Source organism: Paenibacillus sp. FSL K6-0108 (assembly GCF_045040695.1).
Taxonomy (GTDB): Bacteria; Bacillota; Bacilli; order Paenibacillales; family Paenibacillaceae; genus Paenibacillus; species Paenibacillus pabuli_B.
Genome location: NZ_CP150288.1, coordinates 2775454 through 2800733, shown reverse-complemented (window position 1 = coordinate 2800733; position 25280 = coordinate 2775454). Strand labels below are relative to the sequence as shown.

22 protein-coding genes and 1 pseudogene are annotated in these 25280 nt (G+C 48.8%); 5 read left to right on the top strand and 18 right to left on the bottom strand.

Features of this window, described 5'->3' with window-relative positions; genetic code table 11:
- Positions 1-10 precede the first annotated feature (10 nt).
- The 10 genes from hrpB to MHB49_RS12905 all read right to left on the bottom strand — a co-directional run bounded on the left by hrpB (position 11) and on the right by MHB49_RS12905 (position 13737).
- Positions 11-2527, bottom strand: a complete 2517-nt coding sequence (gene hrpB, locus MHB49_RS12950; protein ID WP_405156358.1) for an ATP-dependent helicase HrpB — start codon at positions 2525-2527, stop codon at positions 11-13.
- A gap of 96 nt (positions 2528-2623) precedes the next feature.
- Positions 2624-3430 (bottom strand): SDR family oxidoreductase, encoded by an 807-nt coding sequence (locus tag MHB49_RS12945; protein ID WP_405156357.1) that lies wholly within the window; start codon positions 3428-3430, stop codon positions 2624-2626.
- A gap of 189 nt (positions 3431-3619) precedes the next feature.
- On the bottom strand, positions 3620-4462 hold the full coding sequence (locus tag MHB49_RS12940; RefSeq protein WP_405156356.1) for a protein phosphatase 2C domain-containing protein: 843 nt from the start codon (positions 4460-4462) through the stop codon (positions 3620-3622).
- Positions 4463-4472: 10 nt separating this feature from the next.
- A complete protein-coding gene (locus MHB49_RS12935; protein WP_109999893.1) occupies positions 4473-5225 on the bottom strand; it encodes a vWA domain-containing protein in 753 nt (250 codons plus the stop codon).
- A 33-nt stretch (positions 5226-5258) separates the two neighbouring features.
- Entirely contained in the window at positions 5259-7328 is a 2070-nt protein-coding gene (locus tag MHB49_RS12930; RefSeq protein ID WP_405156355.1) for a hypothetical protein, read from the bottom strand.
- Between the two features lie 156 nt (positions 7329-7484).
- Positions 7485-7760 carry a WXG100 family type VII secretion target gene (locus tag MHB49_RS12925; RefSeq protein ID WP_017689071.1) on the bottom strand — a complete coding sequence of 92 codons (276 nt, stop codon included), beginning with the start codon at positions 7758-7760 and terminating at the stop codon, positions 7485-7487.
- 193 nt (positions 7761-7953) lie between these two features.
- Entirely contained in the window at positions 7954-8502 is a 549-nt protein-coding gene (locus MHB49_RS12920) for a WXG100 family type VII secretion target (RefSeq protein WP_405156354.1), read from the bottom strand.
- Positions 8503-8508: 6 nt separating this feature from the next.
- A complete protein-coding gene (locus MHB49_RS12915) occupies positions 8509-9339 on the bottom strand; it encodes a hypothetical protein (protein WP_109999890.1) in 831 nt (276 codons plus the stop codon).
- A gap of 16 nt (positions 9340-9355) precedes the next feature.
- Entirely contained in the window at positions 9356-13360 is a 4005-nt protein-coding gene (essC, locus tag MHB49_RS12910) for a type VII secretion protein EssC (RefSeq protein ID WP_405156353.1), read from the bottom strand.
- Between the two features lie 56 nt (positions 13361-13416).
- Entirely contained in the window at positions 13417-13737 is a 321-nt protein-coding gene (locus MHB49_RS12905) for a hypothetical protein (protein ID WP_247902243.1), read from the bottom strand.
- A gap of 422 nt (positions 13738-14159) precedes the next feature.
- Between MHB49_RS12905 and MHB49_RS12900 the strand changes: the two genes are divergently transcribed.
- On the top strand, positions 14160-14399 hold the full coding sequence (locus tag MHB49_RS12900; RefSeq protein WP_024630323.1) for a hypothetical protein: 240 nt from the start codon (positions 14160-14162) through the stop codon (positions 14397-14399).
- 126 nt (positions 14400-14525) lie between these two features.
- Here the strand turns inward: MHB49_RS12900 and MHB49_RS12895 are convergent, their stop codons facing one another.
- The 6 genes and pseudogenes from MHB49_RS12895 to MHB49_RS12870 all read right to left on the bottom strand — a co-directional run bounded on the left by MHB49_RS12895 (position 14526) and on the right by MHB49_RS12870 (position 19730).
- On the bottom strand, positions 14526-14678 hold the full coding sequence (locus MHB49_RS12895; RefSeq protein WP_405156352.1) for a hypothetical protein: 153 nt from the start codon (positions 14676-14678) through the stop codon (positions 14526-14528).
- Positions 14679-14925: 247 nt separating this feature from the next.
- Positions 14926-16401: pseudogene (locus MHB49_RS12890) on the bottom strand (aldehyde dehydrogenase family protein).
- Positions 16402-16543: 142 nt separating this feature from the next.
- Entirely contained in the window at positions 16544-17107 is a 564-nt protein-coding gene (locus MHB49_RS12885) for a GNAT family N-acetyltransferase (protein WP_405156351.1), read from the bottom strand.
- A 63-nt stretch (positions 17108-17170) separates the two neighbouring features.
- A complete protein-coding gene (locus tag MHB49_RS12880) occupies positions 17171-17509 on the bottom strand; it encodes a L,D-transpeptidase (RefSeq protein ID WP_079346840.1) in 339 nt (112 codons plus the stop codon).
- A gap of 56 nt (positions 17510-17565) precedes the next feature.
- Positions 17566-18645 carry a ribosome small subunit-dependent GTPase A gene (gene rsgA / locus MHB49_RS12875; protein ID WP_405157120.1) on the bottom strand — a complete coding sequence of 360 codons (1080 nt, stop codon included), beginning with the start codon at positions 18643-18645 and terminating at the stop codon, positions 17566-17568.
- A gap of 491 nt (positions 18646-19136) precedes the next feature.
- Positions 19137-19730, bottom strand: coding sequence for a metalloregulator ArsR/SmtB family transcription factor (locus MHB49_RS12870; protein WP_405157119.1), 594 nt, complete (start codon positions 19728-19730; stop codon positions 19137-19139).
- Positions 19731-19907: 177 nt separating this feature from the next.
- Between MHB49_RS12870 and MHB49_RS12865 the strand changes: the two genes are divergently transcribed.
- The 3 genes from MHB49_RS12865 to MHB49_RS12855 all read left to right on the top strand — a co-directional run bounded on the left by MHB49_RS12865 (position 19908) and on the right by MHB49_RS12855 (position 22052).
- The gene (locus MHB49_RS12865) at positions 19908-20906 is read left to right on the top strand and encodes a YpdA family putative bacillithiol disulfide reductase (protein ID WP_405156350.1); all 999 of its coding nucleotides are present in this window, start codon (positions 19908-19910) and stop codon (positions 20904-20906) included.
- Between the two features lie 5 nt (positions 20907-20911).
- A complete protein-coding gene (locus MHB49_RS12860) occupies positions 20912-21355 on the top strand; it encodes a DUF441 domain-containing protein (RefSeq protein ID WP_247903124.1) in 444 nt (147 codons plus the stop codon).
- Positions 21356-21536: 181 nt separating this feature from the next.
- Positions 21537-22052, top strand: coding sequence for an ADP-heptose synthase (locus MHB49_RS12855; protein ID WP_247902236.1), 516 nt, complete (start codon positions 21537-21539; stop codon positions 22050-22052).
- A 130-nt stretch (positions 22053-22182) separates the two neighbouring features.
- On the opposite strand, the gene MHB49_RS12850 is transcribed toward MHB49_RS12855, so the two are convergent.
- Together MHB49_RS12850 and MHB49_RS12845 are read right to left on the bottom strand one after the other, a co-directional pair.
- Positions 22183-22632 (bottom strand): NUDIX domain-containing protein, encoded by a 450-nt coding sequence (locus MHB49_RS12850; protein WP_247902235.1) that lies wholly within the window; start codon positions 22630-22632, stop codon positions 22183-22185.
- Positions 22633-22703: 71 nt separating this feature from the next.
- On the bottom strand, positions 22704-23000 hold the full coding sequence (locus MHB49_RS12845) for a HesB/YadR/YfhF family protein (RefSeq protein ID WP_024630313.1): 297 nt from the start codon (positions 22998-23000) through the stop codon (positions 22704-22706).
- 531 nt (positions 23001-23531) lie between these two features.
- Between MHB49_RS12845 and MHB49_RS12840 the strand changes: the two genes are divergently transcribed.
- Positions 23532-25277, top strand: coding sequence for an ABC transporter ATP-binding protein (locus MHB49_RS12840; RefSeq protein ID WP_076289564.1), 1746 nt, complete (start codon positions 23532-23534; stop codon positions 25275-25277).
- Positions 25278-25280: the final 3 nt, after the last annotated feature.

Genomic DNA, 25280 nt, shown 5'->3' with positions numbered 1-25280 from the left:
CACATACCCGCTAAACTCGCGGTTTGGCCCGGTTAGTCGCTATCGCTTCGAGCGGATCATCCGGCCAATAATGTTTGGGATAACGGCCTTTCAAGTCTTTCTTCACCTCAAAATAAGTCTCCCGCCAAAAATTGGCCAGATCTCGAGTGACCTGCACAGGGCGCTGTGCAGGAGACAGCAAATGAATGGTCAGAGGTACCCGCCCACCTCCAATACGCGGAGTCTCCTGCTGTCCAAACATCTCCTGTAGTCTTACCGCGAGCACAGGATCTTCAGCACAGGTGTAATCCACTGGAATGCGTGATCCACTGGGCACCTGAATATGTGTAGGTGCTTCACGATCCAATTGCTGACGCTGCTCCCAGCTCAGTCCGCCGAGCAGCACATCCTGCATGGACAATCTCTTGAGATCCGCGGCAGATCGCATGCCGGTCAAAAAAGGACTGAGATACTCTGCCAGCTCTTCGGTCAGATGATCTTCAATGAGATCAGGCCACTCCGGCAAATGATAATGCAAAAAGCGCATCCTGTCAGCCAGCTGTCGCGATGATTTGGTCCAGGGCAGACAATCCAAGCCTTCGATACGTATGCCGGAGAGTAATGCTTCGAGCACCTGATCTTCCGGCGGCTGTGCAATACTGTTCTCTTTCAACGTGATAGCTCCGATTCGCAGCCTTTTATACGCCCGCACACTGCGGGTATTTCGGTCCCACGCTACCTGCACTTCTTCATGCAGCATATGTGGATCAAGCTCCAGCAACCTCTTCTCCTGCACTGGCGCAGCGAGCAGGATGCGCGCATCTGCGCCCTGGTCGTCAGCTTCGGCTGCGACCAGATAGGCTGAACGGCTCAGCGATTCTGTCGCTGCGAGCCGAACTCCGCGGCCGCTGCTCAGCAGATAGCGGCCGTCCTCCCGGCGCTGCCCGACCCGGTCCGGATAAGCGAAGGACAGCAGCCATCCGCAGCTGTCTTCATCCGGTCGTACCGGATCGGCCGCCGGGCCGAGCGCCGAGCGCAGCTGGCGGCTCTCCTGGAGCATGCGCCGCACGGCAGCATCGTCTGCGACAGACGCTGCCGCTTGCGGCATGCCGCTGCTGTCCGCAGTCAGCAGCGCTTCCACGCGCGGGCGCAGGTCGGTGCCCGCGCCTGCACTGCCACTGCTGCGGAGGCCGGCAGGCTCCTGCAGCAGTGCCGCCAGCATGCTGGCGTAGCTGGCCAGCCCAAGCTCCGCCGCGCGGAGCAGCATGCTGGCCAGTCGCGGATGCACGCCAAGCGTGTTCATCCGCCGCCCGAAGGGCGTGATGCGGCCTGCGTCGTCCAGGCCGCCCAGCTGGCGCAGCAGCGCCTGTGCCTGGCCGTAGGCTGCGGCAGGCGGGGTGTCCAGCCACTGCAGCTCTGCAGGGGACTGGACACCCCAGGCGGCAAGCTCCAGCGCCAGCGGCGCAAGGTCCGCGGAGGAAATCTCCGGCTTTGCTGCATCAGGCAGCACGCCATGAGCCTCTTCGCTCCATAGCCGGTAACACACGCCCGGTGCAATTCGCCCCGCGCGCCCCCGCCGCTGATCGGCTGACGCCTTGGACACCAGCAGGGTTACAAGCCGGCTCATGCCGGTCCGCGGCGAGAATACCGAGGCACGGCTAAGCCCCGCATCTACCACGACTTTGACTCCAGCCAAGGTAAGACTGGATTCGGCAATGGACGTGGACAGTACAACCTTACGTTTACCTTCATCTGCGGGTCGCACAGCTTCATCCTGCCGTTCAACAGGCATGCTGCCATATAGCGTATGTACCTGAACATAAGCAGGAAGCATGAGTTTTGACAGCTCTCGCTCTGTGCGATGGATTTCTTTTGCACCCGGTAGGAAAACCAGCACATCCCCTTCCTGTTCTGCCAGTGCCTTAACGACAGCCTGAGCTGTAAAAGTCTCGATCTGCTCGGATGCCGGTTTGGATACATATCGTGTTTCCACCGGAAACGTTCGTCCAGGACAGTCAATCCATTTGGTTCCATCGCCAAGCAGCGCACAGACAGGAGCAGGGTCCAGCGTGGCCGACATCACCAGCAGTTTCAGATCAGGACGCAGCATGGCTCGGGATTCTAGGGCAAGGGCCAAACCAAGGTCACCATGCAGATGCCGCTCATGAAACTCATCAAAGATAATCATCGCTGTGTCTTCCAGTCCCTGGTCCTGTTGAAGCATCCGGGTCAATACACCCTCGGTCACCACTTCTATGCGAGTGGACGGACTTACACGCGTATCCATCCGCACCCGATATCCTACGGTCAGTCCCACTTTTTCACCTAGTGAAGCTGCCATTCGTGCAGCTGCCGAGCGGGCGGCGAGTCTGCGGGGCTCCAGCATAATGATTTTCCGTCCGGCAACCCATGGCTCCTCCAGCAGTGCCAGCGGGACTACGGTCGTTTTACCCGCACCTGGTTCCGCAATTAATACACCCGTATCCTTCTCCTGAAATAACTGCCTCAGTTCAGGAATAATCTGTTGAATCGGTAAATCCGTCTTCATCTCATCTCTCCTAATGATGTTCCACGCATCTAATCGAATGTTAGCATTATAACAAAAAAAGCCGTTCCAAAGGAACGACTTCACAGATACATCCAGTTAGCTCAGCAGCGACTCTGCACCGTCAATGACAATTTCCGCACCTGTAATGTGTCTGGACTCCGCAGAAGCCAGGAAAGCTACCAGATCAGCGACATGCTCAGGCTGACCCGGCCCGTCCGCAAGCGGTTGCTGCCCTTCCGGGAATTCCATTGGAATGACGATTTGATGCAGCTCATCCGTTTTGACCGTACTTTGGTCAATATTCGTTGCAATCGCTCCAGGACAGATGACATTGACACGAATTTTGAACTTGGCCAATTCCAGTGCAGCCATCTTCGCAAAAGCAACCTGCCCCGCCTTGGACGTACTGTACGCCGACATGCCGAAGCTGGAGAAGCGCTGATTACCATTAATGGAGCTCGTGATAATGATACTGCCACCACCACGTTTCTTCATATGAGGCAGTGCATACTTGATCGTGAAAAAAGTTCCGTTCAGATTCGTCGTAATAATCTTCTGCCAATCCTCAACCTGAATTTCTTCAATCGGGGCGGATACCCCATTAATACCAGCGTTGGCAAAAACGATATCCAGACCCCCGAATAATTCGATGGTCTCCAGGACTGCTTTTTCCACCCGGGAAGGATCGGAAATATCTACATCGAATGCTCTTGCCGCACCTGCACGCAGCTTATTAATTTCAGCTTCTGTCTCCGAGATCCGATCATTAACCAGATCGAGCAGTGCAACATTTGCTCCCTCACTCGCCAATTTGAGCGCTGCCGCTTTGCCAATTCCCGATCCAGCACCTGTAATTATGGCGACTTTACCTTCGAACCGTGGTCTGCTGTTATGTTGTGTCATTATCCATTCCACTCCTTCTCGCTCTGTAATTATGTAAGAATGTACGCTCATGCAATATCTGTAAGTAGATTCTTCACAAGATTACCCAAAAAGAGTGTCTTTTAAATCAGCACGGACAAGTTTTTTCGCAGGTGAGAGCCACCATGTTTAGCAGCATGATCAGATCATCCTGTAATGCTTCACCCGACCTCACCATTCCAGCTCAATGAAAGCGGCATCATCTTCAAGCCCGCCCGTATGTCTCGCATCCAGCAGCACCTGAATGTGCTCATCCGGAATATAAGCCTGGATCGCATCCAGGTCATTTAGACCATCCGTGTACAGTTGCAGACGAACAGCCTCATTGCCGGAGAGCTTTGCCTTATAGATATGTGGTTTGCCACCAATCGGCCCTTCCAGGGTAGACCAACGCTCATTTGTACGGCAGTTCATCTGAAATGCTGCCGATTGCTCCTGACCGTTACGCCAGAGACGGATGCGGGAGTCCCCTTGCCAGGCTAGCCATATGTTGCTTTTTCGATTGCCCTCGGAGAGCTCGATTCGTCCACACACATACATGGCTTGGCTTCCCCTGCTCCGCTTCTCCATCAGCACTTCCCGCAGCAGTAAAGGTGAGTTTTCCAAAGGCTGCAACTTCTCCAGCTGTTCGGATGCCGGACTTGTCAAATCATGAAGCAGACGCTCCATAACCTCCAATGAAGGATGTTGAGTTGTTTCGAGCCATTCCAGTAAGGCGTTCCCCAGAAAGCGTGCAGCAAAATCACCAAGGTAACTCATGCCTACCCCATCGCATAATACGAAAGTACACACATTACCATTCATGCAAACAGCAGCAAAATCCTGTCCGGTGTCTCCCTGATTAACGGTCTCTGCCGCTCTTCCATAACCATACCTGCACTTGAATGTACCTTGATAACGGGTCAGCGGCTGTTCCCCTGTCTGGACACTCACGTAGCGAAAGCTGCCCTGATAGTGGTCCGCACGGCTTCCCTTATCTCCAGCAGACAATGTTGCCAAACGCATCGCTCTCATGATTCCCCTCCTATCTTACAGGCGTAGCAGCGGACATCTGAAACCCGATGGATACCAGTTCTGCACAAGTACCAGGAAGCATCATCAGTGCACCAGGTGAAAGCAGATAATCCGCCTCAACCAGCATTTCACGATAACTTTCCGGTAGAACCGAGGACATGTTGCGCAGCTTCTCCCCGTGTTCATCCTGAAGGACCGTCTCCTGAGATATTCCCTTCCATCTTCGCGGCTCGGGAATGGGCCCTTCCAGCAGGTGATCGGATATAAAAATATTCTCGACGAGTACATTGCCATCAGGCACGCTCATACCCATGATTCTTTTGGCAATGGGCTCCGGATCTTCGCCTGTAGCTACCCCATCGGTCATATGACAGACAAGCGGCGCAGGACAATCCTGCATATGCGGAATTTCTGCCTGTAGAATTTTTTCGGCCTGCAGGAAAGCCTTCGCTGAATCGGAGAATCTTTTCGGCGTTAAGTCGGGCAAGGAACCTACAGCAGCGATTTCGTCGATGCCCTTAATCCCGTTCAACAGATCGTACACATCATCGCTGTATGCCAGAATCGCGATCCTGTAGCGGGGTGTCAATCGGTTCCCCTTGGTCGAACGAAACACCATTTGGCGAATAGCCAAAGATAAGGCATCATAGACGACATCAATCCGCCGACGGTTGTCCAGAACCATATTCATGGAGGCGCTAATGTCAATTAAATAGATAATCAGTGCGGGTGTGCGCTGGGATGCTTGAATTGTGTAGTTCATCTGGGATGTGTCACCTCCGTCGTTCACGTTATTTTACAAGTTGGGTAATGTATAATCCGTATTGCTCAGGAATTTATTGATTGCATTCATTCGTGCTGCCACTTTACCGACACCTTTGAAGTAACTCGCATCGGTGTTGTACAGATTTTTAAATTCACGCGCATATGATTCGGCATTCTCAATTTTTCTGCCTTTTTGTGCATTATACGTTTTATTGTAATGGGCAATCAGAGTGACCACATTCTGAGCACGTTTTTTCTTAAGTGCAGCTTTCTGCGCCGCTTCCTGCTTGCGCTGAGCCTCAGCTGCTGCCTTTTGCTCGGCTTCCTGCTTCGCAATCCTGGCATCATTCTCTTTTTTCCAGACCAGATAAGCTTCATACTTGGCCTGTTTGTCGTACTTTTCCTGTTCTGCCTTCTTGGCTGCTTCAAGCTTCTGTTGTTTCTGCTTGGCAAGATAAGCCTCATATTTCGCCTGTTTATCATACTTGGCCTGGAGCGCTTTACGTTCTTCTTCTTTCTTCTTGGCCTCTGCCTGCTTTTTCTTTTCCTCTGCATCCAGTTTCGCCGCATCTGCCGCCTTTTGTTTCTTTTCTTCTTCCTGCTGCTTCAGAGCAGCCACTCTAGCAGCTTCGGCCTCTTCCGCAGCCTTTAGTTCGGCCTGCTTGGCAGCCGCCTCCTGCTCCTTCTGTTTCACTTCGGCCTGGTCGGCGAGTATTTTCACCGTCGGCACGCTTCCAGCCAACAGAACAATCAGCACCGCCGAAGAAATCATAAACTTTTTGGATCGGTAAAAAGGAACCTTGACTGGCTGAGCTGTATCATCATGCTTGGGATTTAGCTTGGCATCCAGCTCTTGAATCGCAGCCTCAACTTCCATCTGCATCGCACTATTATCCGGAATAAAATGATGTAGTGAACGATACACTTCGAGCGCCGCAGCCGGTTTGCCTTCATCCTCCAATGCTCTCGCCTGAAGGAAGAGACGATTGACTACCGCTTCCTGACCAGGAGAGGGTTCCGTGGCGGGCACGTTCTGGTCCGTATTCCCTTGCTTATCCAATATACCGCTTGCTGCTTCTTTTCCTTTGATCTGGTTCGTCTCCACTGCATTTGTCTGGTCTGAAGCATTGATTTCAGATTCTTCAAGAGGTGCTGCGCTTGCCAGACGAATGTCCACAGCTGCCAGTGCCACTAACCATTCGCCAAACGTAGGGCAGCTGCTGAGATCATGACTCTCCCAGGCACGAACAAACAGATCGGACACCTTGGACCCCCAGCGCTTCTGAAGCGACTCTCTCATGGCATAATAACGTTCATTAGCCGTCTGCATCTCGTGCTGGTCAAAATAACTTTCTCCCCACGCTTTCTCCACAATCGCCGCATCGGACCAACTTAACATTTCAGCAATGATCACTGCTCCGGCAAAACGATCGGCATACGCACTCCACAAACCACTGTGCACTGTCCGATGGGCCGCATAGCCCGGGGAACCAGCAAGCAATGCATCCGGACGATCCATTTTGGAACCGTACATCTGCTCTACATCTACCAGTTCAACTGCTGAAGCCTCTTTCAGGTTCTCCACTTCGGAAAAAAACGGAATCATCACATTGGGTGCGGACAAGTCACAGTGAGCCAGTCCACGCTGCTCCATGGCCGAACCGATCCCCGCCAAGGCTCTCGCCAGCTTCAGACTCTCCTCTGCCGTCAGCTGCTTCTGATCGCTGATTACATCAAACCAGGTCAGACCATGCACCCACGGCATCAATACCGCATATAACAGATCGGGATGTTCTCCAATGAGCGCTCCGTTTCTTTCCGGAGTGAGCACATCACGCTTGCATACCTGCAAACCTGGCAGTTCACTATATGACTCCATATGCTCAGACTGATACACCATAGCCGGGATACGGAATTTAGGAAAAAACACTTTTAGTGCTTTGGCCCCATTTATGGAACCGTTACGGGGTAACAACTGATAGACAATTCCCTGCCTTCCGGCTTGGGCGTAAGCCAGACCGGGTGCAGCCGGATGCTGTCCAATCGTATAGGCAATGTCGTTAATCACCACTTCATCCCCGGGATTTGGTTGAAAAGACATGCTCATCCCTCTCTCTGTCATTCTGTCATAGTGCAACAAAAACCGGGTGTTGTGAAAACGCCCGGTTTTTGCTGTAGTTGTAAATCTTCAGCTTGCTTCCTGCTTATGATTCAGGGCATATTCGGATATGGAAATGCCCGAATTATGTATTGCAGATTAGCGAGCTTGGTCAGCCGTACGGAATTTGTTGGCAATAGCCGTCAGTTCCGCGCTGATGCTATTCAGCGTTTGAACGAAAGATTGCATTTGTTTGCTGGCTTCCTGGAATTCCTGGAAGAAGCGTTGTTTCGTCATACCTTCCCATTGTCCTTCCATGCTTGTGATGGATTGAGTCAATGTAGAAACGATTTGCTGACTTTGCTCACCGCTTTGTTTAAATTGGTTGGAAACCTGATCAAGCTGTTCTGGGGTAACTAAAATGCGTCCTGCCATTTGTAAATTCCTCCTTGGTTTGTGCAATTAAATTCACTTGTTCAAATTGTACTATACAAGGATCGATCGGACAAAAGCCGAAGGACCTAATCCTATTTACCCCATTTTTGGCATTCGAAACTTCACCTAACAGACTATTTATAAAAAATTCACTTTCTGCTGTCTTGCTTATTCAGCCTTGTCCCCCGTGAGCTCAGGAAACCACAGGTTCGGTTCCTCTTCTCCCACGAAAGGAGGGATCTGTGAATCTCCACGCCACAGGTTCAGGCTGCATGGCCTGAATCAGGGTCGCCGGCGAGCCGTCAGGCGGTGCGACATCCTGTACACGGTACACTGCCGCTACCGCGGAAAACGGATCGGATACAACAGCAGCAGTGGCCGAATGCGCAGGCATAATCTCGCCTGTACGCTCCGTCTGAAGAACATTCAACATATTGACCGCATTGCCATAGGCTGTGTTCACATGACTCAACACTGTACGATACTCCATATCTACCTGCTGGAATAACAAGGCCTTGCGTCCCAGCTGTACGCTCAAGTCCATAAAACGACGTACTGCTGCTTCGCAGAGCCGCTTGCTGTGATTCCATTCATTCATGATTGCAGCGCGGGCTTCAAGATCCCACTCCAGCGATTGAATGGCCTGATCCAATACTGTCATCTTTTGCTGTATTTGCTCCGCCGCATACTGAATCTGCCTGCTCAGTGCCCGAAGCACATCCGGTTCCACACGAATGCGCATTTACCATCACCTTTCCTCTTCCCCTGCAGGCTGTTTAAGCCAGTCCAGCAGCATCTCGTGAAACTGTTCTCTTGTCGTCAGTGCTGCAACAAGCCAATCATCCGAAGCCGCAGTACTCATGCGAAACAGCCAGTTGGATACCGTACTCGCAGCGAAAGCCGCAGATTGTGATTTCCACCCTTCTCCGTTCCATACGAGCAACCGCAGTTCCCCCTCTGATTCCTTGTTCACCAGGCATCGCGCAAGCGCAAGTGACCCTTCGGGATCGCTCGTCTCTTGTACCAACTCATCAGCCACTGCCTGTAACTCTTTGTTCTTCAGATCATTCATCACATCATAGAATTTTTTCTTGGAGCACATCAGGGCCGGCTTTTCCGCCGGAGAATGCCCACTCCAATTCATCCTTTGGATCAGAAAATCAATCGCTTCACGAACGTTTCCCAGATCACTCAGCCGGAACGAATCCGGTTCGTCTGCAACGCGGGATACTTCAACGACACGTTCATCCGTGCAGTGCACATAACTTTCATACGACTTGCCGCTGTGCGTGTAGCGAATCCAGCAAGCCCTGTCGGACAGTCCCGCAATGGCTACCCTGGAGAAAACGGTCGGTGTCATGATCAGCTCATTGCTGTCCTGATCCTGAATCAGATATCCTTTGTCGAGCAGGGAAGTTTTCACACGCTCCCACTCCAAAGCAATGTCTTCCGCCATATATCCGCGGAAAGGATCTTCCACGCCAAGCAAGCGGTCTGAACCGAGAATACCGGCCAGGAAAAAAAGCTCTTTTATTTGCAAAGTAACTACCTTTTGCTTGGAATCATGAACCGTCAACATTATGAGCCACCTCCCCTCAAACTACAACATGCCATCGGTCACGAATTTCAGAAATCCAATCGGCCATTTTCCAGGTGCTATCACATGGAATTGCACCTTTAACCCTGGAATATTTACGTTTTACATAATAACCTTGACCCGGAGGCAGTACCTTCAGCCCAGTTGAACTCCCCCCGGATTCCGAATAAGGTATACGGAAGAACGAGAGATCATTAGGGTCTAAAGTCCCGAACAACAATCCGCTCTGGGAAGCTTTCACATCGTTCACCCAGTCCGAACCGAAGGTTGGGAAGTCTGCCGGAACGCCTGACAAAATCACATGTATGCCTCGGTCCCTGCCTTGACGAACGATCGCGCCCAACTGATCCTTCACATTAAAATCATTCAGCTGCTTCGCTAGCGTATCCGCATCGTCAATGACAAGAACAATTTCCGGTCCATCGGCTGACTCGCCTCTTTTTAGAACTTCATCGTACAACTGTTGGATCACAGGTGCAAGCTGTTCTTCGCGGGACACATGTCCACTGACATGGGGCAAACTGCTAATTTCCCCCAGTCCTCCGGAACCATAGCGCATATCTACGGTGTATATTTGCATGTCTTCAGGAGACGTATGATATGCAAGGGATAACATCCAGGTCAGCAAAAATGTCGTTTTGCCGCCTTCCATCGGACTCGTAACCATGAAATGCGGCCCTTCACGCAGATTCAGTTGGAAGGGTTCCAGATCATCGGTAAGCAAACCTACGGGTACGGTTAAGGAAGATACGTCTCCGACTTGCCCGAAGGTTCCTGTGCGGATCAGCACATCTTTGAGCTTAACCTCTTCCGGGAGCGGCGCAATCTGCGGCGCTTCTTCTCCGTTCCAGCTTTCTCTGATCTCTGCAATTGTGCTGCGCAGAGCAGAAGAACGCTTGCCTTCATCTGTTCCGGATGACGGCAACGCCGCCTGGAACATCAAGGGAGGAACTTGTCCTTTGACCAATCCTCTTCCAGGCGGAAGCTGGCTAGGTGCTTTGGATGGCCGTCCCACTGCGTAATAATAGTCGCTAGGGTCCGATAATTCAAACGAAACTGCATTTGGAATATTGCTTCTGAATTTCTCGAATACATCTGTGACGCGATTGGCAGTGAGGATAAATGTGATACCCAGACTGCCGCCTTCACGAAGGATCGTTTCCAGCAGTTCATTCTCCTCGGGATACGCATTTCTGAAAGAAAGATAACCATCGATAACAACGACAATTTGTGGTACTGCTGCGTGAGCAGTGCGTCGGTAGGCTGATATTGTCTTAACCCCAGCTTCCGAGATCATGTCCTTGCGTTGTGCAGACTGTTTCAGGATGTGACGGAATAACCGTTTGATTCGATCTTCCTCTTCAGACATCATTACTGCACCGATCTGAGGCAAGCCTGCAAAATCTTTCATCATCCGGCCCATATCGATAATATAGCCATGCCAAGGTTCAGTTCGTTTAGAACGGGCAAGTGACATCAGCAAGGTTTGCACAAACGTCGTTTTCCCCAGACCAGGCATACCATATACAACCAGATGTCCCTGATCTACAGGAAGCGCGAGCGGTTGCTGTCGTTGATTAGGCAGATCATCGAGCAGGCCAACGACAGGTTTCAAACCACTTGCACCACCGTCAAGCAATGATGCCTCCCGATTTTCTTCTTGCCAGTCGTTAAGGCTTTCCCATTCCAGTGTCTCAGGCAAGGGCGGTAACCAGGGTCCGGGTAATCGGGTGATTCCCGCCTCAGCTGCCGCTGCCGCCACGTAGTCAATAAATACCTGAAGCTGCTTGGGCACATCTTCCCCTTTGAGCACAGCTCTGCGCTCTCCAGTTAAGAGAGGTTCCCGTTTCCCATTCAAACGAACTTCCATGACAGGCAGTACCGTTGTTGTATCCTCCTGCTGATTATATGGCGCGCCGCTCCAGGCAAATTGCATTTCCTCAAACACTTCATCACTGCCCACCTGGAAATATCCACGACCCGGCTTGGTGATCCAGGCCGCATTTGGAATTTTGATCATATCCCGACTGTCCCCTTCGCTTTGAACGCGAAGACAGATACGGAAACGGGAATTACTCCAGATTTTATCATCGACCACACCAGCAGGCTTCTGGGTTGCCAGTATAAGATGTACACCCAGTGTCCGGCCGATGGCCGCTATGCTGATTAACTCATCCATGAACTCCGGCTGATCCCGCTTTAATTGAGCAAACTCGTCAATGATGATAACCAAGTGCGGCAGCGGCTGTTCATGTCTGGAACGCAAAATTTTGTAATACTCATCAATGTGCTGAAGATTTCCTGCATCATTCAATATTTTCTGTCTTCTGACCAGTTCGGCCCGAAGTGAAATATTGGCCCGTTCAATCAAATTCCCATCGAGATTGGTGATTGTGCCGACGACGTGAGGCAAGCCCACAAATGTATTCGACATCCCGCCGCCCTTATAGTCAATCAACATGAAGGCCAGATCATGCGGATGAAACTCGGCAGCCAGAGAGGCCACGATCGACTGGATGACCTCACTTTTGCCTGAACCGGTTGTCCCTGCGATCAATCCGTGCGGGCCGTGACCCTGACGTTCAATTTTATCATGCAAGTTAATGGCAATTTTCTTGCCACCTGCGCGCACGCCCATGGGTACAGGCAGCGTATCCGGATATCGTGTCTGGCCCCAGCGGGTGATTACATCCAGGTCTTCAACACGTGAGGTGCCAAGCATATCAAATAACGGAAGGATTTGCGGGATGTCCGAAGCGGAAGATCGCTTCAGCCGAATGGGAGACATGTAACGTGAGAGTGCCTCAGCGGTCTCTTTTGATATCACATCTGGTGTGTACGTCTGCTGTACAACGTCAGCATCTTCCGTTTTTTTGATGTACACGCCCTTGCCTTTGGATGCTTCCATAATCAATTGACAATGCATCGGAAGGGATTCCTTGCGGTTTGCCAAAATAATGGTACACACATCGATCTCCTGCGCCGATTCCAGCAAAAGGGGAAGCAGCGGTTCTTCTTCTATTAATTGAGTATCCGAGAGCACCACAACATAACATGGCGTTTGCACGGTTTTCTTGTAGCGATCCTCTTTATTATTGCGCCTGCGGTTCAACACGGAAAACAAGCTGTCCGCCAATTGATGCGCACCGCTGTGCCTGTCGGCCATATAGCGTTGTCCCTGATCTTCATCCCAGATGTGGGGCAGCCAGCGCAGCCAGTCCCATTCTTTCGTTTCCTTTTCTTCATAAAAAGCAGCAATCTTCAATTCATCCGGCGAATGCCGCACCGTGAGTTGTGAAATGATGACGCGCAAGGAAGCGAGCACTTCCTCCCGATTCCCCACCAATCCCATCACTTTTGATTGGAACAGTGGGAGTGTAATGGAAGCATCGGATACCGTCTCAAATTCTGCTGCAAGTTCATGAGCCGCCTCAATTAATTCATCTTTTTCATAACCATCCACTCGTGGAACCTGCAGTTTAATTCGGAATGGAATTTCTCCCGTACCGATCCGGACCTGCAAGAAATCGTCATCTTCCGGTGAACGCTCCCATAAGGAACTGTTGCGATTCTTCACGACTTGGAGACAAACATTGGGATCACCATGAATCTCGTACAGGCTCTTGACCTGCTCGGCTTGAGCTTCCTTGAGCTCTTCACGGTGCTTATCCAGTTGTGCTCGGTACATGGCCTTACGTTCTTCGATTTTTTTGCGATACGTCTTTTTGTTACTCAGATACACAAAAAACGGAATGGTATATGACGTAAGCATCATCATGACCGTCATCATCTGAAACATCATATAATTGGGGTTGCCCATTTTGCCCGTCATGTTGATATATACGTAGAATCCGATACTGACCATCGTCATCATGATCGGTATTATAATAGAAATCATTGAAAACGTAGGTTTGTTTGGTTCTGCCGGGGGCCTGAGAATTTCCAGCCTTTCTTCCTTGAGAACCGGTGTCATTCTTGGAGAACGCTGATATAACACATTCACGAAGAGAAGACCTCCTTATATTTCTTTGCCGTAATCAATATATACGTCCAGATCGTTCATTCGTTGCTGTCCTGATGAAACAATGAACGTCTTCCATACACAGGCGCTTCTTCAGAAGTAGTGGAGAATGCTCGCTGGACCCGCACACAGCTTCCTTGACGCAGCCCTGTTTCCATTAGCTGTTGTGTGTTCTGGGGTGAGAACCATAACCCTTCCGGAAACTTGGCTTCCAGGACGTACTGAACGCCCTCTCCCGGTGCCTGGCCGAAAATGCGAACTCCCAGCAATGTCTTCAGATGCTCAATAGTACATTCATCCGGGACCTCGATGTCAAACCAATCGCCTTCCTCCCGGCCGGTATACACGGTAAGAATCAAAATAATCCCTCCCATGGTCTCATATGTAAATTGTCCTAGTGTCAAATTAAATCAAAAAAAAGCAGATGAAACGGTATTCCATCCCTATTTTCTTACATAAACACCCTATTTGCAATGTGCAACCTGTAATTTCGTTACATATGACCCACGTATACATTAAAATATCGTCCATTTGACTCAGAACTTTCGAGGCAGTAGTCACGTTAATTATTGCAAGGATGCGAAACCATACGTTTTTCTTCCATATAAATGGTAGCGGTATAATGATTTTCGGGACTCTTTATTGCTTCGCTCGCAATTGAATTGTGAACACTTTTCAAACATTGCACACCTTTATGTTTTCATAAGCTGATTTTAAGGTAATTTTAAGCATTGGAATTTAATATAACCAGTAAGAAATAACTCTCGTGAGGTGATTTCTAGTGAGAACACTAATAACTTTTCAAAACAAATCAATCCCTGTATATTTCAATCAAGAAAACAAACAGCCTGTGCAAAAGACACTACGATTGCTTAGCAGTGCCCTTGAGCATAAGATCAGCAATGGTAAACGCGCTTTACAGAAATGTCTGCAATCATTGATTAGTATTGAGATTGTCGGTGGTGAAGCCATTCTTCACAGCCGTAGCGAAAATGACTCTCTCGCCTTATCGCTTTATTAAGATGAGTCCGTTGTTTCATTCAACTTGGAAACTGCGAATTCATTCATTCGCGAACATAAGGAAAAGGAAGCTTGCCATTAAGGACAAGCTTCCTTTTTATATGCACCGAATCTCATTTATCTATTTCTAATGCAATCTACCGACAACATAGGCGGTTTCGTTTTCCTCTTCCATCTCGGCCTTTTGGATTCGAATGACAAACAATCGAACCAAATTATCACGTGTATTTTCTTCCTGACAAGTATTCAGCTTTCTCAGAATGAAACGGTCAATGGACATGAAGTTCAGGCCCCTTTACCAATTGGATTTACGGATCTGTTCTGCCCGTGTATCCATAAATAACCAGATTCCAAGTGCGCCAAACAAATTTTTCACATCAATTCCTCACTTATTTTTCATGCGTAAAAAAAATGCAAAAGACCGCCCCATCAAGCTTGGGGCGGATTCTGCGCAATCTTTGTCACTCTTTCCCGAAACGTATCAGATATTAAATATAAATAATTCCATACTCACGTGAACTGTCGAACTATTGGACTCCTGGGTAGTCCCGATATTGATGCTGAATGCTGATCCAGCGAGTCCGCGTGAACTTCTCAATAGCCCAATCGCCACCGAAACGGCCAACCCCCGATGATTTTTCACCACCAAACATCACATGAGCCTCATCGTTCACAGATTGATCGTTTACATGCACCATGCCCGATTCAATCTGCTGGGCAACTTGATACCCTCTTTCCAGATTTCCGGTGAATACAGAGCCGCTTAAACCATAAGGCGTATCGTTGGCCAATCGCACGGCCTCCTGCTCATCCTGCGCTTTCATAATTACCGCAACAGGTCCAAACAGTTCCTGTTGCACAATATGCTGGTCCGGTTTCACATCTGCGAGTACAGTGGGCTCCAGCACACTGCCTTTGCTGGTGCCGCCCAACAGCAATGTTGCTCCTTCTGCCTCGGCTCCCTTAATCAAGTTCAGCAGGCGCTCCACTTCCTTTTCACGAATGAGCGGACCCACCAGCGTTTGGGCATTCGAAGGATCGCCAGCCTGAATTTTTTTCGTCTTGTTGACAAAGGACTCCACAAACTTGTCGTAAATATCAGCATGCACAATAATTCGATTGAGTGCCATACAGATCTGCCCCTGATGCAGGAATTTACCAAATACCGCAGACTCCGCGGCACATTCAACGTCCGCATCTTCCAGGACTACCATCGCATTGTTGCCACCAAGTTCAAGTGCCGTTTCTTTCAAATGCTCACCCGCCAGTTTGCCGATACCCTGCCCCACCTCTGTGGAGCCTGTAAAGGAAATGACTTTGGGTATTGGATGCGCTACAAAATAATCTCCAATCTCACTCCCGCTCCCAGCTACCACATTCAATACACCTTCAGGCAATCCAGCCTGCTCAAATAGATCAGCAATAAGCCAACCAGCAGTAATCGGCGTGTCGGACGCAGGCTTAATAACGACTCCATTACCCAAAGCAATAGCCGGAGCTACGGAACGCATACACAGGTGCAAAGGAAAATTCCAAGGGCCGATCACACCGATAACTCCCTTGGGTTCCCGCAAAACACGATTCTCTTTCCCTGGTGTATTCGAGGGTAATATCTCTCCCTTCATCCGATAAGGGAACGAAGCAGCTTCATCCACAATCCGTTTCGCAGAAGCAAACTCCGCCTCGGCCTTGATGCGTGTGCTCCCGGATTCCGTAATCAGCAATTTTATAATTTCCTCTTTGCGCTCTGCCATTAGAGCCGAAACTTTGCGGAGTACACTCTCTTTTACCGCCGGCAGGGACTTTTTCCATTACACCGAACTTTTTTGAGCAGCCTCATATGCCTGATCTATATCTTCCTTGTTCGAGGATCGCCAGGTTGCAAAAACCTCTCCCGTGTACGGATTTTTATTTTCCACTGTTCTCTCGCCGGAGCCTTCTACCCATTCGCCATTAATAAATTGTTTTGTCCATGTTGTATGTCCTGTCTCCATTAAAGTCATCTGAATAACGCCTCCCAAACAAGATTGAATGTCTCACCTCAAAGTAGTGTAGTAGTTCATTAACCTTGTTAAGGATTGCGCAAACGCGAAGAACAGATGAATCCTTTCATCTTTTGATGAGAAAAACTCCTCAATGCTCAACTTATTCAGCCAAATTCTCATTCATCCCACTTCCGGGTACCGTCTTTTCTCCAAAAAGAGTCAAGTCCTCCCAACCATAAGCAACCTCTAACAGATCTTGACCGCCAATGCGGATATGCTGGGTTTGGACAGGGATTCCACCCATTTTTTCATAAAAACGGCAGGCTGAGTTTTGCTCCAGTGCCCAGATCAACAGGTTCCTCATGTCCAGGGAATGGAGATAACGAACGACGTGTCTCGCCAGCTGCTGACCGATACCCGTTTGTTGCACTTCTTTCAGTAAATAAATTGCATACAGCTCAGCATCGTAAGGCAATTTACCTTCACGTTCCTTCCCACCACAGGCGAATCCGACAATTTTCCCATCCTCCTGTTCAGCCACCACCAGAATCTGATCCTTTTCGCCAGAACGGATATTCCGTTCCCATTGGGACAACCTTGATTCCGTAGTCAGATTGTCCAAAAAATCGTCCGGCACGATCCCTCGATATGTCGTCTTCCAACTCTCTGTATGTACATGGGCTACGGCTTCCGCATCCCCTTCACGCGCTGGTCTGATTCGCATGTTATGACTCCTTTCTCTCGGCCACGCCGTGACTTTACAATCCCAGTTCAGATAAATCCGGCCCTAGGGCCGGATCGTTACTTGTGTGCCCACTGACACTTTGGAAGACAGGTCGAGCACATCCGAATTATACATGCGTATGCATCCATGAGAAACGGACTTGCCAATGGATGAAGGATCATTGGTTCCATGAATTCCATAATGCGGGGCCGACAACCCCATCCAGAGAACGCCAAATGGCCCTCCAGGATTCTCTTGTTTGTTAATAATCGTAAACACGCCATTAGGCGTCTGCGTGAGCATCTTGCCTATAGCGACTGGATAACCCTTAACCACCTGTGAGCCATCCAAAAGATATAACATATGATCCGACAGGTCCACGATGATGCTGTAATCTGGCATGATGGCATCCCTCCTGATCTATCCTATGCAGGATATAGAGGGATGCCCACCTGGTCTCAGGCCTCCTCCCAGTCTTTTGTACTGCGGACATGTTTCGGTTTGCGAGAGCTGACGGGTTTGCTTGAAGCGGTCCGTCGTTTGGATGCCGCCTGTTCCTTACGCTGCTGAAACTTCAGTTCCTTCTGCATTTTCAAGTAGTTGCCCAGTCTTTTTTCATCCAATGAACCTTCCTGAATAGCCTCCTTTACAGCGCAGCCGGCTTCCCGGGTATGTGTGCAATCCTGAAATCTGCATTCCGCAGCGAGTTGCTCAATTTCACCAAAGGCATGTGACAAACCATCCTGACCTTCATCCCAAAGATTGAGTTCACGCATTCCCGGCGTGTCTATCAATACCGCTCCCTGCGGCAGTACAAATATTTCCCGATGAGTGGTCGTATGTCGTCCACGGCTGTCGTCCTCACGAACGGCCTGCGTGAGCTGTACACTCTCGCCCATCATCCAGTTGACCAGAGTTGACTTACCACTACCGGATGAACCCGTCAAGGCAACTGTTGTGCCTGGAGACAGAAATTTTTCAAGTAAAGATTTGCCCTGATCCTGAACAGCCGATATGGCCAACACTTCAATTCCAGGAGCAATGCCTTCCACCAGCGAAATTTGTTCTTCCACATTCTCGCTCAGATCACTTTTGCTTAGAATGATGACAGGTCTGACTCCACCATTCCAGGCCATCATAATGTATCTTTCGAGCCGTCTCAGATTAAAATCATGATTAAGAGCGGCAACAATCAGCAATGTATCCACATTTGCCGCAATCAATTGCTCTTTGGTCACTGGACCAGCAGCTTGTCTGGATACCCTGCTCTGACGTGGCACAATGCTGTGAATGACGGCTTCTTCACCAGCTTGCCCTGTAACAGCGACCCAATCCCCAACGGCTGGTACAATGCCAGTCTCCTCATGATCATGTCGCATCCGTCCGGATACCCGTCCCCAGCATTCTCCTTCAGCCGTAATCAGGCGAAGCAATTGCCCGTGATCCGCAATAATTCTTGCCGGTTTTCTTAATTGTTCTTCCATACCCGTCTGCTGCCACAACTCCTGCCACTTTGCAGACCAGCCGTATTTCTCCATCGTGTTATTCAAAATAAAAATTCCTCCCGATAAATGGTGTGTTATCCTTCATTGACATTAACAACAATCAACAATGAACGCTCCGGTAAGGCATCAAAACCAAATAAGCCACGAGCAGCACTCCACCCGCGGCAATAAGAAGTTAGCCGAATGTAAGATTGTTTGTATGGCATTCATATCGGACATATCATTACGACAATCCGGCATTCGTTATCCAGAAACAACCCATTTTCGGCATACAAAAAGCCACGGGTACGTCACCCGTGGCTTTATCTGTGCATGTTATTCTGTGTTACGTACATATGGACAATATTGCGAACAATACTGCCCAACTGCCGTAAAATTACATGCATTGATCCGTTCCGGAGACGCTGTTCATATTCAAATTAACGTATACTGCCATTAAATTTGTCATTTAACATCGCCTCCCTTGTAGAATTATCCATTATGTTACACAGCTTCAACCGCTCTTGTCAAGTTTATTTTTTTACTTACTTTATTTGATCCCAGCGAGTCCACATCTCCTTCGGATTCAGTTCATAGATCCCATCTTCCCGGTACATGAACTGGTGCATGATAAACTCCCGGCGAATGGTGGCAAAGTCCTCATGATAGTTTTGAATGAATGCATTGATCTCTTTCTCCGTATATTTCCGTCCAAATTCAAGCTGCTCCACCAAATGCCCCAGTACAATCAGCTTTTTCTTATATTGAGCCGGGATCTGACGCAATCGTCCATCCTTCGAGAAGAAATTCCGCATCACGGATGCCTTCAGTGTTTCATTCACATCACTCATATCGGCAACCTCCTCTTGTCTAAAAATAAAATCAACTGAAGCCTGCGCATGCTCCCGGATAAAATACGGATTGAGCGAGAAAAAAACCGTATTTTTCTCTCTGCGTTCCTTGATTAGCGCTGCTTCTCTTAACTTGGATGCATGATGTGTAACGGTTGGCTGAGACAAGTTAAGCTTCTCGGCAAGCGCTTGACCATGAAGTTCTCCCTGGGATAGCAGCAGCAGCATCCGAAGCCGGGTCGGATCAGCCAGCGCTTTATGGTAGGCCACAATCTTCTCCAGTTGCATTTCGTTCAACTCACTTCCACTTAGATAATTATCTAATTTGATATTAGTCTTTTTTCTCTTCGAAGTCAATTCCCTCGCATTAGGATTTATTTCTTAACATCCGTACCCTTCTTGAACTGGCATTGAACCCATATTTACGGTAGGATTATATTGCTTGAAATAAGGAGGATTAAGAACATGGAAGATGTCATTATTATCGGCGGAGGCCCATGCGGTCTATCTGCTGCCATTGAATGCGAGCGGATGGGACTGTCCGCTGTAATTGTTGAGAAGTACAATATCGTCCAATCTATTTATCTGTATCCAACCCATATGCAGTTTTTCAGCACAGCGGAGTTGCTTGAAATTGGGAATGTTCCGTTCAGCACACCAAACGACAAACCTTTTCGTTACGAGGCACTCGCCTATTATCGCAAGGTAGCCGAACATTTCAGCCTGCGTGTTCATAATTATGAGGAAGCCCAAGAAATCAAACGCAAAGACGATGGCACGTTCGAGGTACATACGGTCAATCGGCGTGGGCAGGCAATCGTTCATGAAGGACGAAATGTCGTTGTTGCTACAGGTTATTTTGACCATCCCAACTATCTTGGCATCCCCGGAGAAGACAAAGATAAAGTCACTCATTATTTCCGTGAAGCCCATCCATACACACGTACACGTGTCGCCATCATTGGAGGCAGTAATTCAGCTGTCGATGCTGCAATGGAACTGGTACGTGTCGGCGCACAAATTGACATGGTTTATCGTGGGACTGGTGTTTCGGAACATATTAAACCATGGGTTCGTCCATTGTTCGAAAGCATGGTGCAAAAAGGAAAAATCTCACTTCACCTTGGCTCACGTGTCAATGAAATTCTGGACGACTCCATTCGTTTGCTGCATTCCGATGGATCTACAAGTGAACTCGACAACGATTTTGTGCTGGCTTTGACCGGATTCCGTCCTGACCGCAAGCTGCTTTCTTCCGTAGGTGTCGAGATGTCCGATGATATGGATAAACCGGTATATGACCCGCAGACAATGGAAAGCAGTGTACCAGGCATATACGTTGGCGGAGTAATCGCTTCAGGGCGCAATGCCAATGAAGTATTTATTGAATCCGGCCGCTGGCATGGAAGATATATTGCTGAACATATCGTAGGTCGGCATAGCGGACAGACCGAAGGGAAATGAAATCGATGGATATGACTTCACTGCTGCTGCTCGTGTTCGCCGCTTTAGGTATTATCAGCAGCAATACACCCGTAACCGTAGCCATGGTATTTCTGTTGTTGTTGAGAGTACTGAACATGAACCAGGCATTCCCCTGGCTGGAAAAGTACGGACTTACGATTGGTATCATCATCTTGACTATTGGGGTTATGGCACCACTCGCCAGTGGAAAAATCAGTTTGCAGACGATCGGAGAATCTTTTCTTCACTGGAAATCGCTGCTCGCCATTGGTGTAGGATTACTTGTCGCCCATCTGGGAGGACGAGGGGCTACACTGATGAGTACTCAGCCTACCGTCGTTGCCGGGCTGCTTATAGGTACGGTGCTTGGGGTTGCCTTGTTCAAGGGTGTACCTGTCGGTCCCCTGATCGCAGCAGGTATTCTATCCTTACTTTTGGGGAAATCATGATCAAAGTTGGGACTTGACATCCTTCTGCCGATTGGCTGTTTTTCCCACGGTTGTATGATATACTTCTATTCATGCAATTGAAGCACCCAAGTCCATAGCAGAGAAATCAATTTGATCCTTCATACACAATACAATTGATTCACCTCGCAACTATTAATGGCCGCAGGAGGATTCAGGAACCATGTCACGTCAGTTTGTAACAGAAGCCGTGATGGTGGCAATTTACGGTCAATTGCTCGCGCCTCCGGCGCCTGTTGAATATATTGTTCCTTATACCACCATCCTGGAGTTATACGAATTTCAGGTCAGCCCTGACCCTTTGATGGATAATCCAGCAGATGACCAGCATGTGAAAACCAAGATCAACGAAATGATTTCTTATTTTGAAGAACCGTTGAATAAGAAAAAAATAGAGCGCGCCCTTGCTGTTCCTTGGGCCAAAAGTCCGTCCATTCTGTTTGGTGATCAGGTCACCATCGCCATCATTAATGCGGTTGATACCGCACAATATGGTGAATATTTCGATCCGATCGAGACCGAACTGCTTCTCACTTCACAGCGTCTGGATATCCCCATACTTACTGACCAGGTCGAATTGATTGCACGTATTATTGAGTCGGCATCCCCTGTGCAGGTTTTTGATATTGACGATTTTGATTTTGCGATGGACGACGAACAACCGCTTGATCAAGTCTAATTATGACAGAAACTTGGAAATTGCCTATTCACAAAAATGTCGTTCTCATGGATACGGGTCCATTAGATTAAAATGATTTCTACAACAAAGAAGACGCCTTCCCGGCAGGAAAGGCGTCTTCTTTGTTCGGTTATTCTGTTTCGGAAGACCTAAGCAGCAAGCGGCTAAGATCATTCAGCCTGGGCAATGATTTGAGATCAAAAAACTTCAGCCCTGCTTCGCTATTTACTCTTGATTCTACGAGCGAATCCTGAACAATTTGTGTACTGAACATGGCAATGACAAAATATTCTTCATCCCCACTGGCATGCAAATGTCTCAGATTCGGACCGGAATGCAAACCTTCAAGTGTCATATGACTGGTGGTCCACCCCGTTTCTTCCCACAGTTCCCTGTGCGCGGTGTCCTCAATGGCTTCTCCCGGGCGCATCTGTCCCACAGGAATACGCCAATGTCCGTGTTCAGCATGCTGGATCAGCAATAATTCACCTTGTTCATTCTCGGCCCGAACCGCCGCCTTAACAACAATATGAGAGCGATTCGCGATATACTGGGCCAAATCTCGGGCTGGCGGATTCATGTCGTATCTCCTCCTGTTCGAAAATCGGTGCGACCGGTGATGAGCCATTCTATATACGCATAAATAGTACGTTAAATCTCAGTGTAGCGATATTCGATATCCTGTCCTTCTTCAACGACATCTACATGAAGTTGATGACCTTTCAGATACCAGTAATCATGATCCTCCATAAAAAACTGGATACCCGATACCTTCGTTTGATCAGCAGGATGTCGTGGTTCTTCCACGGCAATTCCTAGGGAGAAGCCAGGATGAAGACCTCCGCCGGAGCTATAACGGGCGAAGAATCGAATGCTGTCTCCTTCGTTCAAATTCAGTTCTTCCTTATACCAGCGAGCAGCGCGGTCAGATACATGAATGGTACTCATTTGGTGTCAGCTCCTTCTCTATATATATGTTCCATCATATCGCTACAATGGCTTGATTACAAACCTCAACCACCCCAAATACGCAAAAAAAGTTCATTCACTTGTCATAATTCCATCACAATGTGCAGCATCTTCTGTTTTGGAAAAACGTTTGACAGATTGTAAAAGTCGGTGTTAAGATGCAAACATACGAGATCCACATGCAATTTATTACCAAAAAAGAAAGGGTGGTTACGGTGTTTAATAATGACGATCTACATCAATTCAACATACAACTAAATACCGGAGCACCCATGAAATCGTTATTCCGTTCATAAGACCGCATCACAGAAGCCTCTAATCAGGTTTGCTGTGTTGTACTCTCACAATTGAACTCTATCTACGATGGTGGCTCTGCTCTCGGAGCCATGCTGCCGTATGAATGATACCCAAGACATACCGCCTGCGTGCGGTATGTCTTTTTTTGTGGGCTCAAACAGCTAAACATGAACGGAACATGCATTTCACGAACTTGAAAGGAAGGGATACCACTTGTTCTCTGTACTTAAAAATCTGGCCTGGTTTTTCCGGCTGGAACGCAAACGATACCTCATCGGTGTCACCTTGCTTATTATGGTGGGCATCATTGAACTGCTGCCACCTCGTCTTCTGGGCAATGCCATTGACGAGATTGTACGCGGTTCCATCACCGGCGCCTCACTTACACGTTACATTTTACTTATTCTAGGATCGGTCATCATTATCTATCTGACAACGTACATATGGATGCACAAACTGTTTGGCGGTGCCAATCTGGTTGAACGCCTGCTGCGGTCACGATTTATGGATCATTTGCTGCGGATGACCCCGCCCTTTTTTGAGAAAAACAGAACCGGTGATCTGATGGCACGTGCCACGAATGATCTTCGTTCCATCGCTACCACAGCAGGCTTCGGCATGCTGACGTTAACCGACTCCACTGCTTTTCTGGCAACTGTATTATTCGCCATGGGATTTCTGGTTAGCTGGAAACTGACCCTGGCCGCAATTCTGCCTCTGCCTTTTATCGCCATCGCTATGATGATCTATGGTAAAGCTGTCCATCAACGATACACATTGGCACAGGATGCATTCGGGGATATGAACGATCAGGTGCTTGAATCTATTGCCGGCATTCGAGTTGTGCGTGCCTATGTTCAGGAACGTCTGGATGAGAAAAGGTTCGCCGATGTCACCGAAGATGTATACCGAAAAAACCTGGCCGTTGCCAAAATGGATGCACTGTTCGAACCTACCATCCGGTTATGTGTCGGACTCAGTTATGTGATTGCACTTGCCTACGGCATTTATCTTGTTTTTCATAATGAAATTACCCTGGGGGATCTCGTATCGTTCAATATGTACTTGGGGATGATGATCTGGCCAATGTTTGCCATTGGCGAATTGATTAACCTGATGCAGCGTGGTAGTGCCTCACTCGATCGTGTTAACGAGACGCTATCTGTAGAACCTGCCGTGAAAGATGTTGAGCAGCCTGCTCATATTACGAATCCTGAAGAGATCGCCATGCAGGATGTTACCTTCCGTTACCCTAGTTCTACCGTCGACAATCTCAGTCATGTCAGCTTTTCACTTCGACGCGGACAGACACTGGGTATCGTGGGACGTACAGGTAGCGGAAAGTCCACCCTGCTCAAACAATTGCTTCATGAATACCCGGCCGGATCGGGTAAGTTAAGCATCTCCGGTCATCCGATTCAGGATATCGCTAAAGATGACCTGCACAGCTGGATTGGATATGTCCCACAGGAACAGGTGCTGTTCTCCAAATCAGTCCGTCAGAACATTCAATTCGGTAAGCCAGGTGCGGATGATAATGTAATTATGGAAGCGATTCGCACCGCAGCCTTTGATGGAGATCTGGGCACTTTATCCGATGGTCTGGACACACTCGTTGGTGAAAAAGGAATTGCGCTGTCCGGTGGACAGAAACAGCGGGTATCGCTGGCGCGTGCCTTTATCGCCGATCCGGACATTTTGATTCTGGATGATGCTCTATCTGCCGTCGATGCACGAACCGAAGCCAAAATTATCGAAAATATACGCAACAAACGCTCGGGCAAAACAACGCTGATCTCGACTCACCGCCTGTCCGCTATTGAACACGCTGACCGAATCATCGTACTGGAGCACGGGAAAATTACGGAAGAAGGAACCCATCAGGAACTGCTTGCTATGAACGGCTGGTACCGTGAACAGTATGAACGGCAGCAGGTGGAGTCTAATTTGTCCACGTAGGAG